Annotated in this window: 25 protein-coding genes and 1 pseudogene; 23 read left to right on the top strand and 3 right to left on the bottom strand. The window is 36.7% G+C overall.

The genetic code is table 11. The annotated features are described in order from the left end of the window. Nucleotides 1-57: 57 nt before the first annotated feature. Nucleotides 58-1,580: pseudogene (locus IPP61_01240) on the top strand (GH3 auxin-responsive promoter family protein). 5 nt (nt 1,581-1,585) lie between these two features. After that, on the top strand, nt 1,586-2,236 hold the full coding sequence (locus IPP61_01245; protein ID MBL0323803.1) for an oxidoreductase: 651 nt from the start codon (nt 1,586-1,588) through the stop codon (nt 2,234-2,236). Here the strand turns inward: IPP61_01245 and IPP61_01250 are convergent. Next, nucleotides 2,226-2,570, bottom strand: a complete 345-nt coding sequence (locus IPP61_01250) for a DUF3276 family protein (GenBank protein MBL0323804.1) — start codon at nt 2,568-2,570, stop codon at nt 2,226-2,228. The genes IPP61_01245 and IPP61_01250 overlap by 11 nt on opposite strands. A gap of 200 nt (nt 2,571-2,770) precedes the next feature. Here IPP61_01250 and IPP61_01255 point away from each other — a divergent pair, with 200 nt between their 5' ends. From IPP61_01255 to IPP61_01280, 6 genes are all read left to right on the top strand, one after another. Further along, nucleotides 2,771-3,289 carry a septal ring lytic transglycosylase RlpA family protein gene (locus tag IPP61_01255; GenBank protein MBL0323805.1) on the top strand — a complete coding sequence of 173 codons (519 nt, stop codon included), beginning with the start codon at nt 2,771-2,773 and terminating at the stop codon, nt 3,287-3,289. Next, the gene (locus IPP61_01260; GenBank protein ID MBL0323806.1) at nt 3,289-4,197 is read left to right on the top strand and encodes a DUF58 domain-containing protein; all 909 of its coding nucleotides are present in this window, start codon (nt 3,289-3,291) and stop codon (nt 4,195-4,197) included. Before IPP61_01255 ends, IPP61_01260 begins: the two co-directional genes overlap by 1 nt. A gap of 102 nt (nt 4,198-4,299) precedes the next feature. Next, on the top strand, nt 4,300-4,620 hold the full coding sequence (locus IPP61_01265; GenBank protein MBL0323807.1) for a heavy metal-binding domain-containing protein: 321 nt from the start codon (nt 4,300-4,302) through the stop codon (nt 4,618-4,620). A 105-nt stretch (nt 4,621-4,725) separates the two neighbouring features. Continuing rightward, a complete protein-coding gene (locus IPP61_01270; GenBank protein MBL0323808.1) occupies nt 4,726-7,143 on the top strand; it encodes an endonuclease MutS2 in 2,418 nt (805 codons plus the stop codon). A gap of 71 nt (nt 7,144-7,214) precedes the next feature. Next, on the top strand, nt 7,215-7,592 hold the full coding sequence (locus IPP61_01275; GenBank protein ID MBL0323809.1) for a hypothetical protein: 378 nt from the start codon (nt 7,215-7,217) through the stop codon (nt 7,590-7,592). A 239-nt stretch (nt 7,593-7,831) separates the two neighbouring features. Then, nucleotides 7,832-8,038, top strand: a complete 207-nt coding sequence (locus tag IPP61_01280) for a PspC domain-containing protein (GenBank protein MBL0323810.1) — start codon at nt 7,832-7,834, stop codon at nt 8,036-8,038. Nucleotides 8,039-8,092: 54 nt separating this feature from the next. On the opposite strand, the gene IPP61_01285 is transcribed toward IPP61_01280, so the two are convergent. Beyond that, nucleotides 8,093-8,323 (bottom strand): hypothetical protein, encoded by a 231-nt coding sequence (locus IPP61_01285; protein MBL0323811.1) that lies wholly within the window; start codon nt 8,321-8,323, stop codon nt 8,093-8,095. A gap of 8 nt (nt 8,324-8,331) precedes the next feature. Next, nucleotides 8,332-9,288: a threonine/serine dehydratase gene (locus tag IPP61_01290; GenBank protein MBL0323812.1), complete on the bottom strand. Its 957-nt coding sequence runs from the start codon at nt 9,286-9,288 to the stop codon at nt 8,332-8,334. Nucleotides 9,289-9,410: 122 nt separating this feature from the next. Here IPP61_01290 and IPP61_01295 point away from each other — a divergent pair, with 122 nt between their 5' ends. The 15 genes from IPP61_01295 to IPP61_01365 all read left to right on the top strand — a co-directional run bounded on the left by IPP61_01295 (nt 9,411) and on the right by IPP61_01365 (nt 23,427). After that, nucleotides 9,411-10,442, top strand: coding sequence for a DUF4056 domain-containing protein (locus IPP61_01295; GenBank protein MBL0323813.1), 1,032 nt, complete (start codon nt 9,411-9,413; stop codon nt 10,440-10,442). A gap of 139 nt (nt 10,443-10,581) precedes the next feature. Beyond that, nucleotides 10,582-12,024 carry an asparagine--tRNA ligase gene (gene asnS, locus IPP61_01300; GenBank protein ID MBL0323814.1) on the top strand — a complete coding sequence of 481 codons (1,443 nt, stop codon included), beginning with the start codon at nt 10,582-10,584 and terminating at the stop codon, nt 12,022-12,024. A gap of 2 nt (nt 12,025-12,026) precedes the next feature. Then, nucleotides 12,027-13,115 (top strand): NADH-quinone oxidoreductase subunit H, encoded by a 1,089-nt coding sequence (locus IPP61_01305; protein ID MBL0323815.1) that lies wholly within the window; start codon nt 12,027-12,029, stop codon nt 13,113-13,115. Between the two features lies 1 nt (nt 13,116). Further along, entirely contained in the window at nt 13,117-13,683 is a 567-nt protein-coding gene (locus IPP61_01310; protein ID MBL0323816.1) for a hypothetical protein, read from the top strand. A 10-nt stretch (nt 13,684-13,693) separates the two neighbouring features. Next, complete coding sequence (gene proB, locus IPP61_01315) at nt 13,694-14,728, top strand: glutamate 5-kinase (protein MBL0323817.1); 1,035 nt, start codon at nt 13,694-13,696, stop codon at nt 14,726-14,728. A gap of 18 nt (nt 14,729-14,746) precedes the next feature. Further along, nucleotides 14,747-15,409, top strand: coding sequence for a DUF2306 domain-containing protein (locus IPP61_01320; GenBank protein ID MBL0323818.1), 663 nt, complete (start codon nt 14,747-14,749; stop codon nt 15,407-15,409). 55 nt (nt 15,410-15,464) lie between these two features. Continuing rightward, nucleotides 15,465-16,298, top strand: a complete 834-nt coding sequence (locus IPP61_01325; protein MBL0323819.1) for a hypothetical protein — start codon at nt 15,465-15,467, stop codon at nt 16,296-16,298. A gap of 363 nt (nt 16,299-16,661) precedes the next feature. Next, complete coding sequence (locus IPP61_01330; protein MBL0323820.1) at nt 16,662-17,171, top strand: hypothetical protein; 510 nt, start codon at nt 16,662-16,664, stop codon at nt 17,169-17,171. Then, nucleotides 17,143-18,549, top strand: a complete 1,407-nt coding sequence (locus IPP61_01335) for a hypothetical protein (GenBank protein MBL0323821.1) — start codon at nt 17,143-17,145, stop codon at nt 18,547-18,549. The genes IPP61_01330 and IPP61_01335 overlap by 29 nt, the downstream gene beginning before the upstream one ends. After that, nucleotides 18,533-18,934, top strand: coding sequence for a hypothetical protein (locus IPP61_01340; protein MBL0323822.1), 402 nt, complete (start codon nt 18,533-18,535; stop codon nt 18,932-18,934). Before IPP61_01335 ends, IPP61_01340 begins: the two co-directional genes overlap by 17 nt. Nucleotides 18,935-19,206: 272 nt before the next feature. Then, nucleotides 19,207-19,770, top strand: a complete 564-nt coding sequence (locus IPP61_01345) for a transposase (protein ID MBL0323823.1) — start codon at nt 19,207-19,209, stop codon at nt 19,768-19,770. 147 nt (nt 19,771-19,917) lie between these two features. Further along, on the top strand, nt 19,918-20,436 hold the full coding sequence (locus tag IPP61_01350) for a hypothetical protein (GenBank protein MBL0323824.1): 519 nt from the start codon (nt 19,918-19,920) through the stop codon (nt 20,434-20,436). A 10-nt stretch (nt 20,437-20,446) separates the two neighbouring features. Beyond that, the gene (locus IPP61_01355; GenBank protein MBL0323825.1) at nt 20,447-20,716 is read left to right on the top strand and encodes a hypothetical protein; all 270 of its coding nucleotides are present in this window, start codon (nt 20,447-20,449) and stop codon (nt 20,714-20,716) included. Continuing rightward, nucleotides 20,679-21,209 (top strand): hypothetical protein, encoded by a 531-nt coding sequence (locus IPP61_01360; protein ID MBL0323826.1) that lies wholly within the window; start codon nt 20,679-20,681, stop codon nt 21,207-21,209. Before IPP61_01355 ends, IPP61_01360 begins: the two co-directional genes overlap by 38 nt. 289 nt (nt 21,210-21,498) lie before the next feature. Further along, complete coding sequence (locus tag IPP61_01365) at nt 21,499-23,427, top strand: hypothetical protein (GenBank protein MBL0323827.1); 1,929 nt, start codon at nt 21,499-21,501, stop codon at nt 23,425-23,427. The last annotated feature ends 23 nt before the right edge of the window (nt 23,428-23,450 follow it).

The following is a 23,450-nucleotide window of genomic DNA, read 5'->3' on the forward strand; positions in this document are numbered from 1 at the left end:
ATATTTGAAGTTCGAAAAACTTTACCCAATATACTCTAACACTAAAAACCTTAAACTTTGAGCCTGGTAAACGAAGTCATAAGTTTCTTTATAAAAAGACGTAAATTGAGAATCGAAGAATTTAAAAAATTCCCTATCGAAACTCAAAGCGAAGTCTTTTTTAGCCTCATCGAAAGGGCCAGATTTACTGAGTTTGGGCTTAAGCATAATTTCAATTCTATTACTTCCATCAAAGAATTTCAGGAAAGGGTGCCGGTAGTAACCTATGAAGATCACTACCCCTGGATTGAAAGAATAATGAGGGGAGAAAAAATATACTTTGGCCTTCCGAAATCAAATGGTTTTCAAAATCTTCAGGCACCACCAATTCCCGAAGCAAATTTATCCCGGTATCTGACGAGTCTCTTGAAGAATGTAACTACCGGGGAGGAAAAGATTTATTGACGCTATATTTTGAAAACAGACCTGATTCTCAGCTTTTTGAGGGAAAAAGTATTTCTATAGGTGGCTCATTGCATGCCAATCCTTTTCATACCGACGCACTGGTTGGCGATATTTCGGCCATTATCACCCGAAATATGCCTTCGTGGGCCGAAATGTTCCGTATTCCTCCTCCTGAAATTGCTCTTTTAGACAAATGGGAAGAAAAAATGGCAAAAATGGTAGAACTCTGTTCGACCGAAAATGTAACCAGTATTGCGGGAGTTCCCACATGGACTGTGGTTTTAATAGAAAGCATAATTGAAAAAATGGGTGCAAAAAATGCACTTGAAATTTGGCCTAACTTTGAGGCTTTCTTTCATGGTGCAGTATCTTTTACCCCCTATCGTAATCTTTTTTCAGAAAAACTCTTCCCTTCTGATCAGGTAAAATATCTTGAAACCTACAACGCTTCTGAGGGTTTCTTTGCCATACAAGATGATTTTGCATTGAAAGACCAGATGCTCCTAATGCTTGATTATGGTGTTTTTTATGAGTTTTTACCTATGGAAGAGTGGGATAATGAATATCCTAAAGCTCTTACGCTCGATGAAGTAGAACTTGAAAAAAGTTATGCGATGGTAATATCGACCAACGGCGGCTTGTGGCGGTATAAAATCGGAGATACCATAAAATTCACTTCAAAATATCCTTTCAGAATAAAAATTACGGGTCGGACAAAGCATTTTATCAATGCTTTTGGAGAAGAATTGATGGTGGAAAACGCCGACCAGGCCATAGCTTATGCCTCTCAAATCGCCGGAATCGACGTTCTGGATTATACAGCAGGCCCGATTTTTATGGATGCCGACTCAAAAGGTGGCCATCAATGGGTGATTGAGTGTTCCGAAATTCCGACAAACTGTGAAGCGTTCACTCAAAATCTGGATAAAAAACTAAAAGAGGTCAATTCAGATTATGATGCCAAACGGCAGAATGATATCGCGTTGACCATTCCAAAAGTGCACTATGTAAAACACGGTACATTCTACCAATGGATGGAAAAACGTGGCAAATTAGGTGGTCAAAACAAAGTACCACGCTTAAGTAATACCAGAGAATTTATCGACGACATTATTCAGACCTTTAACCTGAATTAAAAAAAATAACCATGAAAGTAATCGTTGCCGGAGGAAGTGGCCTTGTGGGCTCCGAACTTCTTAGGGTTCTTGTAGCTGAACCCAAAATCACAAAAATAATTTCGCTGACCAGACGTCCGCTTGGGAACACTTCCGCCAAAATTGTGGAAGAAGTCGTTGATTTTGAAAATCTTCCTTCAGAGATATTTAAAGATGCCGGGGCAATATTCTGTTGTTTGGGTACTACCATCAAAAAAGCCGGAAGCAAAGCTGCATTTGAAAAAGTTGATTTTGAGTATCCATTAAATATGGCCTTAAAAGCCAAAAAAGCAGGTGTCAATAATTACCTGCTGGTATCCTCTATGGGTGCAAATATCAATTCGGGTATTTTTTATAGCAAAGTAAAAGGCAAAATAGAAAAAGCTATTTCCGATTCCGGAATTCCAAATGTAGCTATTTTCAGACCTTCTTTACTTCTTGGAGACAGGAAAGAATTTAGGCTTGGAGAAAAAATAAGTGCCGTTTTAATGACTTTTTTCAATCCGATTATACCCAAAAAATATAGAGGAATACATGTAAACACAGTAGCCAATGCTATGTTGAAAACATTATTATCCGGCAAAAAAGGGATAAATATTTTTGAATCAGACCAGATTCAGCTGCTGACTACCACTTAAGTTCTGTATCTAGGTCATCTATTCCGGATTTATCCGGCTTTTCGGTATTTTCTTCCGGAACATTAAACTGTGAAAAGTCAACATGTGGCATCAATTCGGTTTTGATGTGATCAATAGTTTCCTGTAAAGCTTCAAGGACTTTGTCAAAATCTTCCTTATAAATAAATAATTTACTTTTTTCAAATACAAACTCCCCCTCTTTTTGGAAACGGCGGCTTTCGGTAACAGTCAAATAATAGTCGCTGGAGCGGGTTGCTCTCACATCAAAAAAATAAGTACGTTTTCCTGCTCTGATTCTCTTCGAAAAAATCTTTTCTTGCTCTTCTCTTTCCACTACTCTATTATTTATGGGTTTATTCTAAACTCAAAAATAGTTTTTTATTAAGTCATAAAAAAAATATTACGTCATATTTATTAGCTATTTTTCGTCATTTTTTGTAAAAAACTTATAAAAAATTGCATTTTCATGTTACCTTAGTAAAACATTTCTCAATAATAAGTTCCATATTTTCAAAAATATAATTGTTTTGCAGAATGTACTACTTTAAAAACCTTACTATAAAAATTCTGATTTTTGCATCATTTGTCTGCTTAAATTGTTTTTCATCTTTTGCACAAAAAGTCGATATAGGTAAAGAATACAAAGGCACCGCTTCATATTACAGTCTGAAATTTTCAGGAAGAAAAACAGCCAGCGGAGAGAGACTTAACAACAAAGAATATACTTGTGCACATCGATATTTGCCATTTGGAACCATGCTGGAGGTTGAAAACCCGAAAACCGGAAAATGGGTGATTGTGAGGGTAAACGACAGAGGCCCTTTCAGCAAAGGTCGTATTGTGGATTTATCTTTTGCCGCAGCAAAGGAGATCGGAATGATCCAGAAAGGCGTAATTAGGGTAAATGCAAAAGTTGTAGGTAAAAATGGAGAAATAATGCTAGCCAGAGAAGGTGCCACCGAAAGTAATTTCAATGATATTTATTCTAAAGACAGCTCAAACGACTTAAATTTGCAGTTAGTAAAAGACCAAGCAAATAAGCAGAAAAAATAATGCAGAAGTTAGACCTGTCAAAAATAAGAGAATACGGCAATTTGGATTTTCTGGCCAAACAACTGGTTGAAGGCTTTATCACAGGTTTACACAAGTCCCCTTTTCATGGTTTTTCGGTCGAATTTGCCGAACATCGCCTCTATAATAATGGAGAAAGCACCCGCCATATAGATTGGAAGGTTTTTGGAAAAACTGATAAACTTTTTATTAAAAAATACGAAGAAGAAACTAACCTTCGCTGTCATATTTTGCTCGACGTGTCGTCTTCAATGTACTATCCGGTAGCTAATCATGGCAAACTGGCTTTTTCGGTTTTAGCTGCAGGTACGCTTGCTAACATGCTTCAACGCCAGCGTGATGCAGTGAGTTTGCTTACTTTTTCTGACCAGATTGAAATCCACACCGAATGCAAATCGACAAGCTCACACATCCATAAAGTGTTTTTTGAATTGGAAAATGTGTTGAACAGAAAACAAAAACTACAAAAAACATCCGTAATTGAAACACTTCATGCCATTGCTGACAAAATCCATAAACGTTCTTTGGTAGTGATTTTTAGTGATATGTTTGAAAATATCGAAGACATGGAAAAGATATTTTCGGCACTTCAGCATCTCAAGCACAATATGCATGAAGTTTTACTTTTTCATGTAACAGACAAAAAAACAGAAAAAGACTTTGCATTTGATGAGCGACCTTACGAATTTATTGATTTGGAAACTGGCGAAAAATTAAAACTTCAACCTCAGCAAGTCAAAGAAAAATATATCGAAGTCATCGAAAACTTCAGCCATGATCTCAAAATCAAATGCGGTCAATATAAAATAGACTTCACAGAAGTGGATATAAATGAAGGTTTTGAACACATTTTGAATGCTTTTTTGACCAAAAGAAGCAAAATGAAATAAATATCTTACCGAACATCCTTGTTTTATTCCTGTTTTAAAAAAAATATTTATTTGAAATAAATCTTTTGTTGATTTACAAAAAATTAAAAACTTATAATAAAAATGTTATTGACAACCACCCCAAATATAGAGGGACGTACCATCAGAGAATACAAAGCGATAGTTACCGGCGAAACAATCATTGGAGCCAATATATTTAAAGATTTTATGGCTGGCATCCGTGATGTAATAGGCGGAAGATCAAGCTCTTACGAAAGTGTGGTTCGCGAAGGAAAAGATATAGCCATCAGAGAAATGATTGAAAGGGCTCGTCAGTTTGGTGCCGATGCCATTGTGGGCATTGACCTGGACTATGAAACCGTTGGTAAAGGCGGTGGTATGCTCATGGTGACAGCTTCAGGCACAGCAGTGACCCTGAATTAAGTCAAAAATAAGCTGAAATCAAATTTGAGCCCGGAATTTCCCTCCGGGCTTTTCTTTTTAATGGTCCTTTGGTTGTAATTTTGCAAAAAAAATAATTCGAATTAAATGCTCTACCCTCAAAATATTGAACAAAAACTCGGTTTCGACAAAATCAAAACTTTGCTCGGAGAAGAGTGTGTAAGTTCTTTGGGCAGATCATTTATCGAAAAAATCAGGTTTTCGGATAAATTTGATCAGATCAAAAAAATGATTGATCAAACCGCCGAGTTCAGGTTGATTTTACAGCTCGAAAACAATTTTCCTAACCAAAATTATCTTGATGTTATTCCTTACCTGCAGCGGGCGGCCATTCCGGGGACCTTTTTAGATGAGGAAGAGTTTTTTGACATCAAACTTTCTTTGGTAACTATTCAGCAGATATTGGTCTTTTTCAAAAATAAAAATGAAGAACAATATCCACAACTCAAGAAACTTGCTTTGGTTGCTACTCCCGAAAACAAAAAAGACGGCTGGGCAGACCTCATCAGCAGAATCAACGGCACAATTGACGAACGAGGAAAAGTTAAAGACAATGCCTCCAGGGAGCTTTTGGATATAAGAAGAAAGCTAACAGTTGAGCAAAATAATGTAAAACGTGCCCTGGAAAGAATTTATCGCACCGCCAAAAATTCAGGGTGGATTGGCGAAGACATGACCATAGCGGTCAGAAACGGCAGATTGGTATTACCGCTTTTAGCTGAGCACAAAAGAAAACTTTCGGGATTTGTGCATGATGAGACTTCCTCGGGACAAATCGCATTTGTGGAACCCGGCGAAGTACTGGAAACCAACAACGAAATCAGAGATCTGGAAATAAGGGAAAGACGGGAAATTATAAGGATTTTGGAGCAATTGACGGAAGACATGCGAGCTGACATCCCCGAAATGCAGAAATCTTATCAGTTTTTGGGTTTGATGGATTTTATCAGGGCAAAAGCCCGGGTAGCACAGAAAATCAATGCCACAAGTCCGCTTTTGGTAAGCGAAACCGCCCTGGATTGGTCTCAAGCAGTACATCCTTTACTGTTTCTAAGCCATCAGAAAGCCAAAAAACCGGTGATTCCGCTGAGAGTGAGCCTTGATACTGATCAGAGAATATTGGTGGTTTCGGGCCCAAATGCCGGTGGTAAATCGGTGATGCTCAAAACCATCGGCCTTTTGCAGTATATGCTGCAATGCGGCCTGCTGGTTACGGTTTCGCCAGATTCCAAAATGGGGATTTTCAGCAATCTTTTTATAGATATTGGCGATGAGCAAAGTATTGAAAATGACCTCAGTACCTATAGTTCGCACCTGTCAAACATGCGTGAATTTCTGAAAAATTCTGATGCAAAAACACTGTTTCTCATTGATGAATTTGGTACAGGCACCGAGCCCACACTTGGAGGAGCTATTGCCGAATCCATTTTGGAGCAACTTTTGAAATCGAAAGCATTTGGAGTAGTCAATACACATTACACCAACCTCAAAATATTTGCTGATAAAAATGAGGGTCTGAAAAACGGAGCCATGAAGTTTGATGCCGAGCACCTGGAGCCGCTGTATGAGCTCGAAATGGGCCAACCGGGAAGCTCATTTGCATTGGAAGTTGCTCAAAAAATGGGTCTTCCGCATTGGATTATCAACAATGCCAAGAAAAAACTGGGCAAGCAACAGGTTAATTTTGAGAAACTTCTGAAAGAACTTGAAATAGAAAAGAAGGTATTTTCGGAACAAAATCAAATGTTGCAACTGGAAAGTAAAGAACTAAAAACCAAAATTGAGCAATATAACAGCCTGAAAAATTTCCTTGAAAATGATAAAAAACGCCTGCTAAATGATGCAAAAGAAAATGCCAAACAACTGCTGAAAGATGCCAACAAAAAGATTGAAAATACCATTAGGGAAATAAAGGAAAATAAAGCTGAAAAAGAGAAAACTAAAGAAATCAGAAAAGAGCTGGAGGTATTTGAAAAATTAACGCTTAAGCCTGAAAAACCGGCTCCGGCTCCAAAAACTACATTTGAAAAAGCTTCAGGGGCGATAGAAATAGGAGATTTTGTAAAAATTGCCGGCCAGGAAACTTTTGGCCAGGTGGTAAGTCTGAATGGAAAAGACGCCGAGGTGTCGTTGGGAGAATTGAAATCCAATATCAAATTAAACCGGCTGGAACGGGTCTCAAAAAAAGAATTCAAAGCCGTTCATAAAGAAAAACCAAGGGAGAATCTGCAGGGAATCAATATGAACGAAAAAATGCAGCAGTTTAGCTTTAATCTGGATGTGAGGGGAAAACGGGGCGAAGAAGCCCTGCTCGAAGTGGACATGCTCATGGACGATGCCATTTTTCTGGGTTATCCGCAGCTTAGAATTGTACACGGCAAAGGCGACGGTATTTTGAGAAACCTCATCAGAAACCACCTGAAACAGTATAAATCCATCAAAAAAATGTACGACGAACACGCCGACCGGGGTGGGCAGGGAGTTACTATTGTGGATATGAAGTAGTAATAAATAGCAGTAAGTAATTGTATATATGGCATTTAAAACAATTATATTTGTAAAAATAAAAAACTAAGATGTCAATAATAAAGCAACCGTTATTATTTGCTGGCTCAAAAGGAGAAAAGCACCTTTATGCATTATACGACTCTGGTGCAAATTTATCCTGTATCAATTCTGATTATGTAACAGACATTGAAACACCGACACATCTGGGGAGAACAAGAATGATTGGTACTGCTTCTGAGGGTCACTTTATTGAAGTTACCCATGCGGTCAGATTAGATTTTTATATGGACGACATCCTTTTATCCGATGAATTTCTTGTAATTCCGGGACTTAGTGAGGAAGTAATAATTGGAGCCGCAACTATGCAAAAATGGCGGATAAAACTTGATTTTGAACACGATGTGGCCATAGTTGATCCAAAAGTGGCTAAAATGCAACTTGTTTGATATTTATAATCTTCTATATATCAACTATTAACACGACAATTCTTATAGCTCTGTCCATCGTTTTTAACTATTAATTTTCTATTTCATAAAATTGGAAAAAGGAAATCAAATCAGTAAAAATTCAGTCACGTCATGCTTTTTATCCATTCCTCAACATTTTCTTCCATTCATGTACTTTGTATAACACAGTACCTTGTTGTGTATTAATTTTGAATCATCAAACAAAAACAAACAAGAAAATGAAAAAGCTATTTAGAATAAAGGGACAAAATTCGATGTTAGGTGGTGTATTGACCGGTATGGCAGAATACTTTGATGTGGACGTAACTGTTCTGAGAGTAATCACCGTCGGTTTATTTTTCACACCAGCACCTGTAGTTATTGGGTATTTGATTTTTTGGGCAGTGATGCCTCAAAAACAAGAGAACTTCATACAAGTGGTTTAGTAAATTTAGGGGTATCAAAAAAGCTCGGGAATATTTCCTGAGCTTTTTTTTTGTTTAATTTTTGCCTTGCCTTTCCCGAAAATATGCAAAAATCAATACTACAACAATCCATACACCCAATTTGGTGATTTTAAAAACCGATACCAACCAATCAGAGAGTGTCTTCATGATGGGTTCCGAACCCAGTTTACTAAATCCGACATCGAGTACAAAACTGACTAACATTACCACGATTAAGTAAATAACCGCATTTCTTAAAATCCTGATTATTTTATTTGTATCCATAATTAAAACTAAATTTTCAATCCAAAACTTTCCAAATCTACATTTCCGCCCGAAATAATAATAGCAATCTTTTTACCGGCAAACCGCTCTTTATTTTTTATCAAAACCGCCAATGGCACTGCTGAGGAAGGCTCTACAATGATTTTCAGACTATCCATCATGATTTTCATAGCGGCCAAGATCTCTTCATCACTCACCGTCAAAATATCTTCTACTCCATTTCTGATAATTTCCAGCGTTTTTTCACTGAGATTGGTCAAAAGTCCGTCTGCAATGGTTTTTACATAGGGTGCCTTTTCAACTTTTCCCGATTTAAAAGACAAAATAGCATCTGCTGCACCTTCGGGCTCACAGCCAATTACTTTGGTTTTTTTTCCAAAATATTTTGCCGAAAGTGCGGTTCCACTCAAAAGTCCACCCCCACCAACGGGTGCAAAAATATAATCGAGATCTGTATTTTCTTCCAAAATTTCCTTGGCCGCAGTGGCTTGTCCAGCGATAACATCATAATTATCAAATGGATGTATAAAAACTGCCCCAGTTTTTTCTATAACTTTTTCAACTCCGTCCTCACGAGCCTGAAGGGTAGGTTCGCAGAAAATAATTTCAGCACCCAGTTTTTTAACACCATTGATTTTAGGCTTTGGTGCTGTGTGGGGCATCACAATATAAGCTTTGGTTCCTAACAGCTTTGCAGCCAAAGCAATGGCCTGAGCGTGATTTCCTGACGAATGTGTGCAAAGTCCTTTTTGTAAATCTTCCCCGCTCATACTCAAAGCGGCATTAATTCCGCCACGAGCCTTAAAAGCACCTATTTTCTGAAGATTTTCGCATTTAAAAATCACTTCAGCTCCGGTTTCGTCATTAATTTCCTCCGAAAACAATATGGGTGTTTTTTTGACATAGTCTTTTATACGCAAATGACTGGTTACAATATCAAGTTTGGAAGGAATCTGACTAAGCATACAATAATTATTAATCTCCAAAGTTAAACTGATATGATTAAAAAAGGGAATTTCTGAGCCAAAAACCACGTTATAATTGTAATTTTGCAACAAAAACAACAAAAGGAATAAACACCCATCAAATGAAATTACTTCAGATTTGGCTTTTAATTACAGTATTTTTTACTTCAAGTTTTGCCAAACCGCCCCATATTTCCAATATAAAAAATCCACCACCAAGAATAATAAGAACCTGCTGTGGTTTCGGTGCCGAAGTACCTCTTGCCGGACTAACTTTTATTAAAGTCTCTGACATAACTTCGGGAGAAAAAATAGGTGAGCACAAGTTTATGGGCAGTAAACATGAAAATAACGGAATAGTTTATACAAAAAAAGGCGGGTTTATTGATATGGGGCACTTGCGTGATATCGCCGACATTACCGCTTATATGTATGTTTTAATGAAATCGGAGCCCTCGCCAATTACTCTGAAACTTGGAAATGAAGGTGGGCAAAAAGTACTCAAAATCGATGTCCCTTCAAATTTTCAGGAACAGGATTACATTCATTTGGCAGGTAAAATCGCCTATGACCTCTCGGTTTGGCATGAGGTATCTACCTGGTATGGAGCTTCTTACATCCCACTAGTACCAGAAAGATATTCTAGTTTTTCGGTGGAAGATGCTTATTCTAATCTGACAGGTGTACAATTGGGCATGAAAGCACTGGCAAGTGAAAAAGAATATGAAATTGCCATGACTGAAAATGTTACCGAATTACTTAACGGACTTGAAGTAGTTGAAACATTGGAGAAAAATTATGAAGCCATGAACGCAGTAAAAGACCTTTGGTGGTCTGGAAAAGCAAAATATCCTAGCCGTAAAGTACTGATAAAAAGGGTTTACGATATTTATGGATGCATTTATCCGCTATTAATTGATGACATTCAGGCCTCTATCGGGGCTGACAACGAAGTTTGTGTACCCGAAAAAACAGTTTCAGGGGAAGATTTGAATAAGTTCTACAGATTAAATATCAAGACCAATTTCAAGATTCCAGTAAAAAAAGCACTTGAAAATCAGGAGAAAATGATTTCTCAGCTTGACTTCCCGGCATTGATTGAATTTGCAAAAGAGCAGGCAGAAGCCAAAGAAAAGCACAAAGATTTGCGATAAAGAGGGAAAACAGTTTCCTTAAACCTGAAGCAAGCTGTTTTATTAATTTTCTTTTTCATAAATACGCCCTTTTCAAACATTTTTGGGCTTAAATCCTTAATTTTGCGGAAATTTTTTTTCAGAAAAATATATCAGAAAAATGCAGATTAAGGAAATTCTTCAACTAAAACCCGAAAATCAAACTATCACAGCCAAAGGCTGGGTAAGAACCAAAAGAGGTCAGGCAAACATTGCTTTTATCAATATCAATGACGGCTCTACCATCAAGAATATTCAGGCGGTAGTTGATGTAAATAATTCGGATGAAGAAACACTAAAAAAAGTAACTACAGGGGCTTGTATTGGCGTCACAGGAAAACTCACCCCATCGGCAGGTGCCGGTCAAGAATCTGAAATAATTGTTGAATCTTTGGTAATTTATGGTATTGCTGATGAAACTTACCCAATTCAACCTAAAAAACATAGTCTTGAGTTTTTAAGAGAAAAAGCCCACCTCCGTTTTAGAACCAATACCTTCGGAGCTGTTTTCAGGGTTAGACATGCTTTGGCTTTTGCTGTACATAAATTTTACAACGAACAGGGATTTTTCTATCTCAATACACCAATTATTACCGCATCTGATGCCGAGGGTGCCGGTGAGATGTTCAGAGTGAGCACTTTTGAAGCCAACAAAGCACCAAAAGATGAAAATGGGAATGTGGACTTTTCGCAAGATTTTTTTGGCAGAGAAACCTCACTTACAGTAAGCGGACAGCTTGAAGGCGAGCTAGGTGCTATGGCACTTTCTAAAATTTATACTTTTGGCCCTACGTTCAGAGCCGAAAACTCCAATACCACACGTCACCTGGCAGAATTCTGGATGATTGAGCCTGAAGTAGCATTTTTTGAGTTGGAAGACAACATGAAATTGGCTGAAGATTTTGTAAAATACGTAATCAACTATGCTTTGGAAAACTGCAAAGATGATCTCGAGTTTTTGCAAACCAGACTTTTGGATGAAGAAAAAGCAAAACCTCAGAATGAACGTTCAGATCTTTCTTTGATTGAAAAACTGAATTTTGTTGTAAATAATGACTTTGAAAGGCTGACCTACACCGAAGCAGTAGAAATTTTAAGAAAATCAAAACCAGCCCAGAAAAAGCAATTTCAATATGAAGTTTCATGGGGAATTGATTTGCAATCAGAACATGAGCGTTATTTGGTAGAAAAACATTTCAAAAAACCTGTGATTTTGATCAATTACCCTAAAGCCATCAAAGCTTTTTATATGAAGCAAAATGATGAATCAGGTGACACTCCGGGACAAACAGTTAGAGCAATGGATGTATTGTTCCCGGGAATTGGAGAAATCATTGGTGGCTCACAAAGAGAAGATAATTACGAAAAACTTATTGATAGAATCAACGAAGTGGGCATAGACCCCGAAAACCTGTGGTGGTATCTGGAAACCCGCAAATTCGGTTCCGCTCCCCATTCAGGATTTGGTTTAGGTTTTGAGCGATTGGTTCAGTTTGTAACCGGTTTGGGCAATATCCGCGATGTGATTCCATTCCCTCGTACACCTAAAAACGCTGAATTCTAAGCATGTATTTACCTATCCTGATATTTGTAGCCATAGTTGGGGCAAACGTTATTATCAGCGTTTACCTCGAGCGTAAGCTTTCTGCATTTATTCAGGATAGATTGGGGCCAATGGAAGTTGGTAAGTGGGGGCTACTGCAGCTTATCGCCGACTTAATGAAACTTTTCCAAAAAGAAGATATAATACCGGCTACTGCTGATAAAAAACTATTTAAATTGGCCCCGTACGTCATTTTTGGAGCCATTTTTACAGGCTATGCCTTATTACCTGTTAACCCGGTTTTGCAAGGCTCAGGATTACAAACCGGTATTTTTTTATTGATGGGCGTAGTTTCACTAGATATTGTCGGTATTTTAATGGCGGGTTGGGCTTCAAACAATAAGTATTCACTTTTAGGCTCCATGCGTTCAATCGCTCAAATCATTTCCTATGAAATCCCTTTAGGCTTATCGGTTTTAGCAGTTGTGATTACTACTTCTACGCTCAATTTGCAGGAGATGAGTTTTCAGCAGGGAATTTTTTCTGAAAGCCCAAATTATCTTTTTGGAATAAAAAAATTAGGAATAGAAACTACCCAATGGGGCGGTTTTCTAACCTGGAATATTTTCCGCAGTCCTGTATTATTCATTGCATTTATCATATTCTTTATTGCAGGGTTGGCAGAGGCTAACCGTGCACCTTTTGACTTACCGGAAGCAGAATCAGAACTAATCGCAGGTTTTCATACTGAATATTCAGGTTTTCGCTGGGCAATATTATTCCTGGCAGAATACGGCATGATGCTCCTGATGGCATTTTTGGCTGCAATTCTATTTTTTGGTGGATGGAATACTCCTTTGCCCAATATCGGCCCTCTGAAACTTGCCGACTTTACTACCGGTACCCCCGGAAGTCTCAGTATTCATCTTTGGGGAGCTTTTTGGCTAATTGCTAAGGCATATTTTGGAATGTTGGTGCAAATGTGGGTTCGATGGACATTTCCAAGGTTAAGAATCGACCAGTTAATTTATCTGTGCTGGAAGGTTCTAACACCTATCGCACTTATTATAGTTGTAATTGCGTCTTTTTGGAGAGTTTTAATGGTTTTGTGATATGTCAAAAATCATCGATAACGAGCTGGAAGATGCTATTCTCAACCTTCCTGTCAAAGAGCGGAACAAACTATTATTGAGACTCATCAGAAAAGACAAAATTCTGACTGAACAACTTCACTTCAAACTACTGGAACACCCTGAAATTGATCTGAAACTGAGGGAATCCGAAATCTATGAATATATTGATGAATATTTATATAAAAGGCGAGGGCAAAGCAATAAAACTGTATTGTTAAGACTGAGGGAAATATTTTCCAAAATCAGTCATCACCATAAAATAACCGGTGACAAAATCGGTGAGGTTAGGCTGAGTGTAAGAGCTGCGTACATCACGTGCAAATACCATCAGGATGCTTTTGAAAACGAATTCCGAAGTGATACCGAGAAGCTGACGATTTTTATCAGAAGAAAAGTCTCTTCCATGCTTAATAAATATCAAAAGATTCATGAAGATTACAAAATTGAATTTTTTGATCCTATAAATGAATCTTTGGAATTTTTGGAAAACCTTAAAAACAAAACTCCAAAGCAAAAGGTAAGTTTACCGACAAATATCGAAGAATGAAAATTCAGAAATGAAAAGAGAATTATTAGTCATAAAATTTGGAACTGCTTCCATTACAAAAGCCGACGGTACCCCTGATCAGGATATATTGTCTGAAATTGCCCGGCAGATCAGTATTTTACATAAAAACTTTCGAATCGTCATAGTTTCTTCGGGTGCGGTAGGGGCAGGAAAGCAGTTTATCAAAAAATATGAAGGCAATATCAATCAACGAAAAGCTGCCGCTGCCATTGGAAATCCGTTGTTGCTGAAAATGTATGACGCAGAATTCAGTAAATATGGCATCGTGGTAGCCCAAAGTTTACTGGAAAGGCAGCATTTCGCCAAACGCGAACAATTTCTACAGCTCAAAGCTACCTATGAAGAGCTCTGGAAAAATAATATCATTCCTATCGCCAACGAAAACGACGTAGTAAGCAACCGTGAGCTCAAGTTTTCGGACAATGACGAACTCGCAACTCTTATAGCGGGAGGTTTTGGTGCGACTCATTTATTGTTGTGTACCGTCAGTGGAGGACTTTTAGACGGCTCAGGGAAAATCGTGGATGTAGTCGAAAAAATCGATACCGAAACCATGGGTCTGGTTAATAAATCAAAAAGTTCGTTGGGTCTTGGAGGAATGGCTTCCAAACTTACTTTTACGCATCTGGCCACCAAAATGGGCATAAAAGTCAGCATTTTTGGCATGAAACAACCCGATGGTATCATCAATGCACTTCAACAAAAATCAGGCACCAGTTTTTTACCCGAAAAAAGCAGAATCTCCGCCCGAAACAAATGGATGGCAAGCGGCGGGATGACAGTAGGGAAAATTACCATTGACAAGGGTGCGGTAGCGGCAATCCATTCTAAAAAAAGCCTTTTGAGTGTGGGAATTTTGGAATTTGAAGGCGATTTTCAGGTGGGTGAAATTGTTGAAATTATTGATAATGAACAAAATACCATCGCGGTGGGAACTGCTCGTCTTTCAGCAGAAAAACTAAAATCAGAGTTAAAAACTCCCAATACTATTCTTGTTCATGTTGACGATTTGGTAGTTTTGTAAAAAGAAAATAGCCTGAATTTGAAATTAAAAAATGTTCTTTATCTAATTTTCCTTCTGGTACCGGCCATTTTTGCCTGGATTATGGCCTCCAATACATTTCCCTATCTGGGATTTGACCTGAGACATGGTTTTTTGGGCACAAAAACAATAAAAACTGTAGAAACGCCCCTCTTCCAATTTTCATTTTACCTTCATATCATCAGTAGCCTTTTTGTTTGGGTTTTAGGATTTCTTATTCTTTTACCAATATTTTTCAGAAAACTAAATTTTCATCGACTTCTGGGAAAACTTTATGTGTTGCTATTGGTATTTATTGCTGCACCATCAGGAATGGGTCTTTCATTTTTTGCCAATGGCGGTCTTTCAGCCAAAATCGCATTTTTTTTGCAAAGTACTATTTGGGCAATATTTACTTTAAAAGCTTGGTTTTTCATCCGAAAAAATGAAATAAATCTTCATTTGCGGTGGATGATCCGTAGTTTAGCGGTTACCTGGGCAGCGTTTAGCTTGAGAGGAGAGAGTTTTTTGATGATAAAATATCTGGGAACTGCACCTATCGAAACCTACCTTTCCGTAGTTTGGCTCTCATGGGTAGGAAATATTCTTATTGTTGAAATCTTACTGATGCTTGGAATTGATAAATTTTTCCTAAATTTCCTGAAAATATCAAAGAGCAAATAAACCTTAGTATATTTCATCAAAAATTTGGAATCAAAATAACCCTTTTATAGCCAACATGAAAACCGTTTTCAAGACTTTCGTATTTATCTTAATTTCCATCCTATCTTTTTCTTGTTTTAAACCTAAAGACAAGCAAGGTGCAGTTACTACACATAAAGAGGCCGTCGATACGCTTAGAGTCGCTAATGTACCCAATGATTCCCTACCAAAATTTACTATCCTGAAAGATAAAAAAATCCTGAATGAAGTGGATTTGTCAAAACTGCTGGTGAATACCGATGAATTTGGAGAATATTCCAACAACTTCAATGGGTTCTTTGGTAAAGACAATTATCGCATTCAGATATATTTCAAAAAAGCATGGAAAGATAGTCTCGACAGCAAGAAATATTACTTAATCGGCATGACAAACTTCAAGGGGAATATAGATGACTTTAAAGGAATGATTGTAATTGACTCCGTTTTTGAATTTGTAGATCCATTAATTAATTATAAGGAAGTGTATCAAACACCGGTAAATACTTATGAAATAAGAGGAAAACTTACGATGAAAGAAGATAGCCTCGATAAACATGCAGGAGCTTTTTCTGGCACTTTCCTCATGGATTTCTCTATAGACAGTACCAAAACTTTGGATTATTGGTATTACAGTCCAAATACTGCCGTACAAGGTGGTGGTTTCAAATCAGAAGGTACCTGGAAAATCTATGCCGGCAAACTCGAAAAACCATATGTATTTGGCCGCGATTTCTTCATGTTTGCCAACAATATCCTGAAAGACTTTAGTTTCGGAGAGCGAGACATAGAAATCAATAAAAAATACCTTCACCTCGGTTGGGACAATTTCTGGGAAAATGACGAATGGTGGGCAAAGAAGCCTGTAATGTAACCTAAAATTAGTCTTTAGAATAGATGTAAAAGTATAATTTTGGCGGCCCCACGCCAAAAGCGTGGCCGGGCTATTCACTACAAGTCCGACTCCCGCACACCCCTGCCGCACTGCGGGCTTTCCGTTGCTATCCCTGGCCGGGAAAAATTCGTTGATCGTAATTAAAAAAAATCGCCTCAGATAATTAAAATTTTAGAATTACATTTTACCTTTAACAACAAATAATATACTTTTTGTATAAATACTTGATTTAGTAACGCAATCAACTGTCCTAAATAAATCATAACAAATACTTTTTATCACTAAATACAAATAATGCCACAATAATAATCTTTTCATATAGAATCAAAAACCACCAAATAAATGCTACTTAAAATGAACAAATATTCCACAAATTCAACAATTAACTACAATTTACTTTTCGGCCAAACTAAGAGAAATAATTTTGTATATTTTCGCTATTATACCTATCTCTGGACAGTACCAGCCGGAGCTACATTTACTAACCTTACCTCCAGGGTGCTGCAGGTGGCTGGTGTAACTGAAGCTTATGCCGGTGAATATACCTGCAAAGTGACCTTTGGGTCCTGTGCTATTGATGTGAAGACCTCACTTGACATAAGTGCTTGTGAGAACCTATATATAAAATCTTATAACCCCGTTACCAATATTGAAACCAATAAACTCACCCGTAAACCGGGCACCAAAGATACTTATGAACCGCTGGTGCTTGAGGTACAAACTCTCGACGGTAAAGTGATAAAAACCATGGATTACACATGGACCCAATTCAAACCTGGTGGAAGACCCGATGTAACAAAAAGTACCGTGTTACCACCAAAAAATGGGTCACTACCAGGTGATAGCCAGTAAAAACTCCATAACTTGCCCACTAAGCATCGACATATTTGCACAGCCGTGTACCGTGGTGGGTGATAACTTCGCCTGTGGTACCGCAGGAGGCAGTGCTATTGATGCCAACCAGACCGACCTGCAAAACCTCGCCGTAGGCGATGAGTTTACCACCTCTGACTACACCGTGGTGGTGACAGACATGGAGAGCGGCTCCCCGGCAGCCGGCTGGAAAGGCAAGGGTAAGCTGATATTTAATTTCTTAAAATTGAGCAATAACCTGGCTATACAGATACCCATCTCAGTGAAGTTTGAGGGGATAAAGATTAACCAATGCTACCAATTGTACTATGGTACTGTTATAACAGAATATGATCCAAGTTGGAGTAGTGTAGCCGATGTAGGTATGGTACTTGACAGGCTTAATAGTTTACTCACAGAAATCAAAGATTTATTGGCTAATGCCACCGAAAATGCGGCTTTATTAAGACAAAAAGTAACCGAATTAAGAAATGCCAAGGCCGATATTAATACCGGAGATTTTACCCAGGAATACAAGACCGAACAGTTAGCAGCTTATGACCGGGCTATTACCGGAATGGTGTGTTTGGTAGGCGATCCTGATATTCCAGCCGGAAGTAGAATTTCTGCTAATTCCTCTACCCAATCTTGCGATGTAACTACTGTAACTGCCGACTTGGATAATCTTGATAACAAAGCTGAGAATTCAGGTCTAAACCCATATTTTGGAGATGTGTTTGATGAAAATGGGAACTATGTCAATACATCAAATGGGGGAGTTTACCCTAGAATAATTATAAAAACTGAGATTGGTAAGTTTATATTAATTACAGATTGGGAAATAAATACGGAATCTAAACTCGAAGGGTTAAACAAAATATGTTTAAAGTATTTTGATGATCTTCATCTGGATAGATCAAAACTTTACCATGGAAAGTTTTCTTTCCAAGTAGGAGGATTAGCTGCCTTCAATTTTCACCCTAATTCTTATGTCGAGAATACAGATGAAAGTGATTGGTGGGCAATTGTTGATAAAAAAATGCTCGTTATTTATATAACCCAATTTGGGCAGATTGGTACTTTACCTAGCTATATAAGTAATATTAAAAGTATAATTTATCATGAATATTTGCATTTAGCTGGATTTGATAGTCATAAAGATAAAACAATTGAAGGTATTGAAAAACATATAAAAGTTTATGATCAGCAAATAAATTTAACCGGCTATATACTTTGTACAGTCCGTTATAGGGTTGAAATTATTCAGGCTAACCTAAGAAACCTAATTCATAGACTTAAAAAAGATTTCAATAACAGTTCTAAATACAATTATTGGATTAACCACTTTAAAAAACAAGGTTATGACTTCTCAAGATAAAAAGTATAAAAAAATGGGGTTATTAGCTTCAATTAGCTTTATTTTAAGTTTAGCCTTTTTTGGTATAAATGGATGTGACTCAAAAGAAATATTGAAAATAAGTAAAGTTAGTATTACTTTTAACCCTCTCGCTGAAAGATTATCTTTTGATAGCCTAGCATTTTATTCAAATGATCCGAGTATTTGTTTCGATAGTATTGAAATGCGATTTACAGATGTTAAGTGGGGAAACGAGGCCACTCTAACAATGGTAATACCCATAAAAAATTGTTCCTCTCAGAAATTAGGAACTAAAGTAATTCAAACCTTACATTTTAATCCAATAAATAATAAAATTGGCCAAATATTCTATCATATTGATACTGTGTTTTTTTCAATTGACTGAAAATAAACAAATTGAAATTATAAATAAATTTATTTTTAGACAAATTTCTTTTGAGTTGAAGGGGAAAGAAAATAAAAAAGCTAAAAATTAATGAAGATACAAAATTACGTATAAGGATAAGTAATAGATTAGAACTATGATGAAAAAATTTTAAGTGCGAATGTTTTTACCCAGCTACCTCATTCTTTCCACCGCTACCGCACGATTGCATCGTGTGGCTAGCTGAAATGCTAAAGCAACGGTAAAAAAGGAATAAACCAAGAGTTTAAAAAATGAGTAGAAACTACAAATTTCATAATGAGCATGGCCTTTACTTCGTAAGTTTTGCAGTGGTTAATTGGCTGAATGTATTTATAAGAAATGAGTATAAAGAAATACTTATAAAAAGCCTTAAATACTGTCAAGAAAATAAAGGTATGGAGATATTTGCATGGTGTATTATGAGCTCTCATGTTCATTTGGTTTTTAGGAGTATAGAAGGTACAAAACCTGAATTATTACTTGGTGATTTCAAAAGATTTACGAGTAAAGAAATTATTAAAGCCATCAAAGAAAACCCTCGAGAAAGCAGAAAAGATTTTCTTTTAAAGCAATTTGAAGAGGCTGGAATTAAATCTAGCAATGTAAAGAATTATCAGTTTTGGAGGCATGATAACAAACCAATTGAGCTTTGGACGCCTAAAGTCATTCAGCAAAAGATTACTTATATCCACAATAATCCGGTGGAAGAAGGAATAGTATTTGAACCACAGGATTATAAATATACCAGTACCGTGGATTATGGTGGTAGAAAAGGGATGTTAGACAATATTTGTGTTTTTGAATATTTTGAATAGTGAATATGAAAGTAGAGGTAGTAGAAACCACACGATGCAATCGTGCGGCAGCGGGGGGGGGAATTTTGTGGAATGTAAGTAATTTGATTCACAGGAGATTAATTAATAACCCGAATTATAGACGAAAATGGATTAATAAATTTAAAAATGAAGGTAATTTTGATTTTACTAAAGAATATGAATATTAATAGAATTTTATATACTTTGACGGCAAGTGCTTTCATTCTAATCATATTCTTCATATATAAAATTGTGATTGAGGATGCAAATCCAAATCAGAAATTCGAGATAAGTAAAGTATTTGTTTCTTTTACCGATTTACACCAGTATTTAAAAATTGATTCAATATATTTTCAAAAAACGAACGATTTTAGTCATACTCAAGTACAAGGCATTAAAGTACTTAATAAAAACATACCTGTTGCTTTTAGAAAAATTTCTATTGAAGATTTCGGAGGATCGAAAATTTTTAAGATGTCTTTTGAGGGTGGTTTTATTGATATTGATTTAAAAGAGAATTTAAAAGTAGAATTGCAAATAGTTCAGGTAAAAAAAATATTGAGCAAAAATGTTAGATACGGGATTTTTTTTAACAATTATGAAACTAATCTTAATCAAATTGATACAAATAAAATAATTGTGAGCAGAATACATTTGGATTTATAGAAATTTAATTATGTCAAGTAACTTGGTTCATGCATATGTATGTTTCCTCCAAGTCAAACATAATTCAATAAAAAAAACTCCAGATTATTGGAAAATTGAAAGTATATATCGCATTGCTGAATATTTAAAAAATTCAGAAAATGAAGAACCTTTTACACGATTAAATAAATTGCCTTTATTGCTAGAAGAAATTAACAAAACTTTACAAAAAGATTTTAAATTAAAAATAGAAAAAGATATTGATGAGAAAACGAAAACTTATTATTACAGGGTTAAATAGTTTAATTTTTGTCACAAATTGCTTATTATTTGTGTCATGTAATAATTTTCAGAATTATGATTATTTATTAAACAATAGCTTTTGGTATGAGGAAATTGAACCAGGACAATTTCTATCAATTAAATATAATAGGACAGATTATATCTATACTAAAGGAGATCAAATAGATTCGTCTAAAATTATGCTATGGCACTTTTCACAAAATAAAGATTTTGAATTTTGTGGTATAAATGAAAATGGAATACTTTGCCCAAATGACCAAAAAATTATAAAAAGCAAATTAAAGAAAGATGGCTTTAAAAATGATTTAGAGTTCAAAATTAAAGGTTGGCGTTTGAAAAATAAAGAATTAAATATTAGGGATTTGGTTTACGATGTTAAAAGCATTTCCGATAGTTTAATAATTTTAAAACCAAAAGATTCGATGTTAGAATTGAATAAAATACCCACAATTAGATTAAGGAAATTTCAGCCTTTAAATCAAACTAAATAGCATAAATAAATTTTTAAAATGTTAACGTAAGTATTGAAATTGTACTAAGTGCCATATTGGAAAATAAAATTAAACAAATGATCAAACAAACCTCACATATCGCCCAATTCAAGCAATAAAAAGGCTTTTGAGGAAAAAAAATATAGAGAGAGTAAGTGCCAAATATTATTTCTCAGATTGACATTAAAGTAAGCTTGAAGAAAAAAATGAATCAGAAAAATTACTACAACAAAATTAACTAATTTTTAAAAAAAAAGACAAAAACAAGATTTTACAACCACAATAAATTATGAACCTAAAATTATACTTTACATCGCTTTTTGTTTTTTTTCTTGGCACAGCTTCCATGGCTCAGGAGCTCAAAAGAGTTGACTCCCTTGCCCTCTTCACTATTAATGAAGATGAGCTGGCACGCGGTCAGGGGCAGCTCCAAACAAAGGGCTTTGTTTCCTCTATTTTGCCCACCTCCGATGGCTATCAGGTCAATGTGTTTAAGCAATACTGGGGTTATCTTACCATTGATAAAGTTACCGCTCCCAAAGGACTTGTTTCCACGAAACAATCATTGCCGGGCTTGGCCCAAATCTCCTACAGTCCAATAGGTCTAAGGGTAGAAAAAGAGAAAATATTCAGCCTTACCCGTACTTTGGTGCAGCCATTTGGCTACAAACATTGGGAGATCACCAGCATAAGAGGTGGGGTATCAACCGCTACAAAAAAAATACTAAGCGAAGACGAAACAGCAGGCGACTATGCCAGGCTGCTTACCGCCCAGCCTCAGGCATTAAACTTCACAGGGCTTAATAAAACCGTGGCGGTGTTTTACAGACCCAATGTAAAGGAAGTGGAGTTTTTTAAACAACCCGCAGTGTTTGAGCCCTACAATGGCCGCTATTCAGAGGATGCAAGCCGCAAAACTTCAAGCCAGAAAAAGACCATGCAAGTGGATAGTAAGATCCCTGTGAGTTTCCAGACAGAAGACTATGCCGTGGTATATCTTAAACCTGTAGAAAAAGGAGTAATTACCACCATCAGGATAGACAGTACTCTGAAAGAAACACAGATGGAAAAATTGAGTATTCCTGAGGATTTTGGTATTTTGTCTTATACTGAAGCCCGAAAACAAACCACAAAAGAGGTCTTTGGCTTTAATGCTGCTCTTGAGCGTGATGGCTTTGCAATATTGGTGGGCAATGCCGCCACCGACCGCAAAAAAGGCAATAAATATACGCTACTAAGGTTTGACCTTGCAGGAAAACTGGTTTATCGGCATGATTTCCAAATGGATGTAGAAGACTTTATGTTTGACGGGGTAAAAATAATGGTCAATGATCAGGAGACAATTTTAAAACTGAATCTCAGAAAAGGATTGAAGTTTCAGCTTCATTATCTGAAAATTAACAAAGATGGCTTGAAATACAAAACCCAATGGGAACGGTCTCATGAAAAGACACTCAAAGTTTACACAGCCGAAGGGAAAGCGGAGTCGGGCGGAAGTCATGAGGATTCTTATGTGATCAGCTTGCCCGATGGTAATAGCCTGCTCTATGGTGCTGACTATGGAATGGGAGCTCCAGGAGGTGCCCTTAAAGGATATGGATTTACCCAGTTGGGAGCCGATGGAAAAATAACTGCATATTTTAATGCTAATACCCTTATGCCCCCCAATATGCCATCGCAGGGACTGGATTTTAGAGTACTTAATATTGGAGACGGCAGGGTGGTGTTAATAGCCAAAGAACCAAAGGATAATTCGGCATTGACACTACAAAAATACAGCCTCCTGGAAAGAGACTTTTCTGATACCTACAATTTGGTAGCAAAAAAGACCCCTGAATTGAGTATAAATCTTGAAAAACTTCCTCAGGAACAGCTAAAAACCGGAAATAAGTTTCTGGACAAAGTTGCAAATGCTGCCATTAACGGTGTCTCATCTGATTTTGAGGTAAAAAAGCGGGTTATGCAGATTGAGAGTGATCCGGTGGGATATACGACTGCTCTTTATTTCATCAATACCAAAAGTCCTGAAGTTAAAAGGATAAATCTGAATTGGAAAGGGGGATACAATCTTCCGTTTGTTGAAAGTATTTGGGTAAATACCGGTACTCGTGAAATTGATACATTCCTGAGAGTTCCCGAAAGACCCTTTGAACTAAGAAAAAACGGTCCACAGTTTCCAAGGGGTGTCATGTTACAAGCTGTAAAGGTTGGGTTTTAAAATAATTCAGGTGGTCAAGAATA

It is taken from the genome of Cytophagaceae bacterium (genome assembly GCA_016722655.1).
Taxonomy (GTDB): domain Bacteria; phylum Bacteroidota; class Bacteroidia; order Cytophagales; family Spirosomataceae; genus Leadbetterella.

What these genes read in the sequence shown, in the direction of transcription:
- IPP61_01270 (MBL0323808.1), top strand. Translation starts at nt 4,726, where the DNA reads ATGCTCTACCCTCAAAATATTGAACAAAAACTCGGTTTCGACAAAATC.
- IPP61_01345 (MBL0323823.1), top strand. Translation starts at nt 19,207, where the DNA reads ATGAGTAGAAACTACAAATTTCATAATGAGCATGGCCTTTACTTCGTA.
- IPP61_01305 (MBL0323815.1), top strand. Translation starts at nt 12,027, where the DNA reads ATGTATTTACCTATCCTGATATTTGTAGCCATAGTTGGGGCAAACGTT.
- IPP61_01280 (MBL0323810.1), top strand. Translation starts at nt 7,832, where the DNA reads ATGAAAAAGCTATTTAGAATAAAGGGACAAAATTCGATGTTAGGTGGT.
- IPP61_01260 (MBL0323806.1), top strand. Translation starts at nt 3,289, where the DNA reads ATGCAGAAGTTAGACCTGTCAAAAATAAGAGAATACGGCAATTTGGAT.
- IPP61_01285 (MBL0323811.1), bottom strand. Translation starts at nt 8,323, where the DNA reads ATGGATACAAATAAAATAATCAGGATTTTAAGAAATGCGGTTATTTAC.
- IPP61_01295 (MBL0323813.1), top strand. Translation starts at nt 9,411, where the DNA reads ATGAAATTACTTCAGATTTGGCTTTTAATTACAGTATTTTTTACTTCA.
- IPP61_01265 (MBL0323807.1), top strand. Translation starts at nt 4,300, where the DNA reads ATGTTATTGACAACCACCCCAAATATAGAGGGACGTACCATCAGAGAA.
- IPP61_01310 (MBL0323816.1), top strand. Translation starts at nt 13,117, where the DNA reads ATGTCAAAAATCATCGATAACGAGCTGGAAGATGCTATTCTCAACCTT.
- IPP61_01360 (MBL0323826.1), top strand. Translation starts at nt 20,679, where the DNA reads ATGAGAAAACGAAAACTTATTATTACAGGGTTAAATAGTTTAATTTTT.
- IPP61_01365 (MBL0323827.1), top strand. Translation starts at nt 21,499, where the DNA reads ATGAACCTAAAATTATACTTTACATCGCTTTTTGTTTTTTTTCTTGGC.
- IPP61_01290 (MBL0323812.1), bottom strand. Translation starts at nt 9,288, where the DNA reads ATGCTTAGTCAGATTCCTTCCAAACTTGATATTGTAACCAGTCATTTG.
- IPP61_01350 (MBL0323824.1), top strand. Translation starts at nt 19,918, where the DNA reads ATGAAGGTAATTTTGATTTTACTAAAGAATATGAATATTAATAGAATT.
- IPP61_01335 (MBL0323821.1), top strand. Translation starts at nt 17,143, where the DNA reads ATGGGTCACTACCAGGTGATAGCCAGTAAAAACTCCATAACTTGCCCA.
- IPP61_01275 (MBL0323809.1), top strand. Translation starts at nt 7,215, where the DNA reads ATGTCAATAATAAAGCAACCGTTATTATTTGCTGGCTCAAAAGGAGAA.
- IPP61_01255 (MBL0323805.1), top strand. Translation starts at nt 2,771, where the DNA reads ATGTACTACTTTAAAAACCTTACTATAAAAATTCTGATTTTTGCATCA.
- asnS (MBL0323814.1), top strand. Translation starts at nt 10,582, where the DNA reads ATGCAGATTAAGGAAATTCTTCAACTAAAACCCGAAAATCAAACTATC.
- proB (MBL0323817.1), top strand. Translation starts at nt 13,694, where the DNA reads ATGAAAAGAGAATTATTAGTCATAAAATTTGGAACTGCTTCCATTACA.
- IPP61_01330 (MBL0323820.1), top strand. Translation starts at nt 16,662, where the DNA reads ATGCTACTTAAAATGAACAAATATTCCACAAATTCAACAATTAACTAC.
- IPP61_01325 (MBL0323819.1), top strand. Translation starts at nt 15,465, where the DNA reads ATGAAAACCGTTTTCAAGACTTTCGTATTTATCTTAATTTCCATCCTA.
- IPP61_01340 (MBL0323822.1), top strand. Translation starts at nt 18,533, where the DNA reads ATGACTTCTCAAGATAAAAAGTATAAAAAAATGGGGTTATTAGCTTCA.
- IPP61_01355 (MBL0323825.1), top strand. Translation starts at nt 20,447, where the DNA reads ATGTCAAGTAACTTGGTTCATGCATATGTATGTTTCCTCCAAGTCAAA.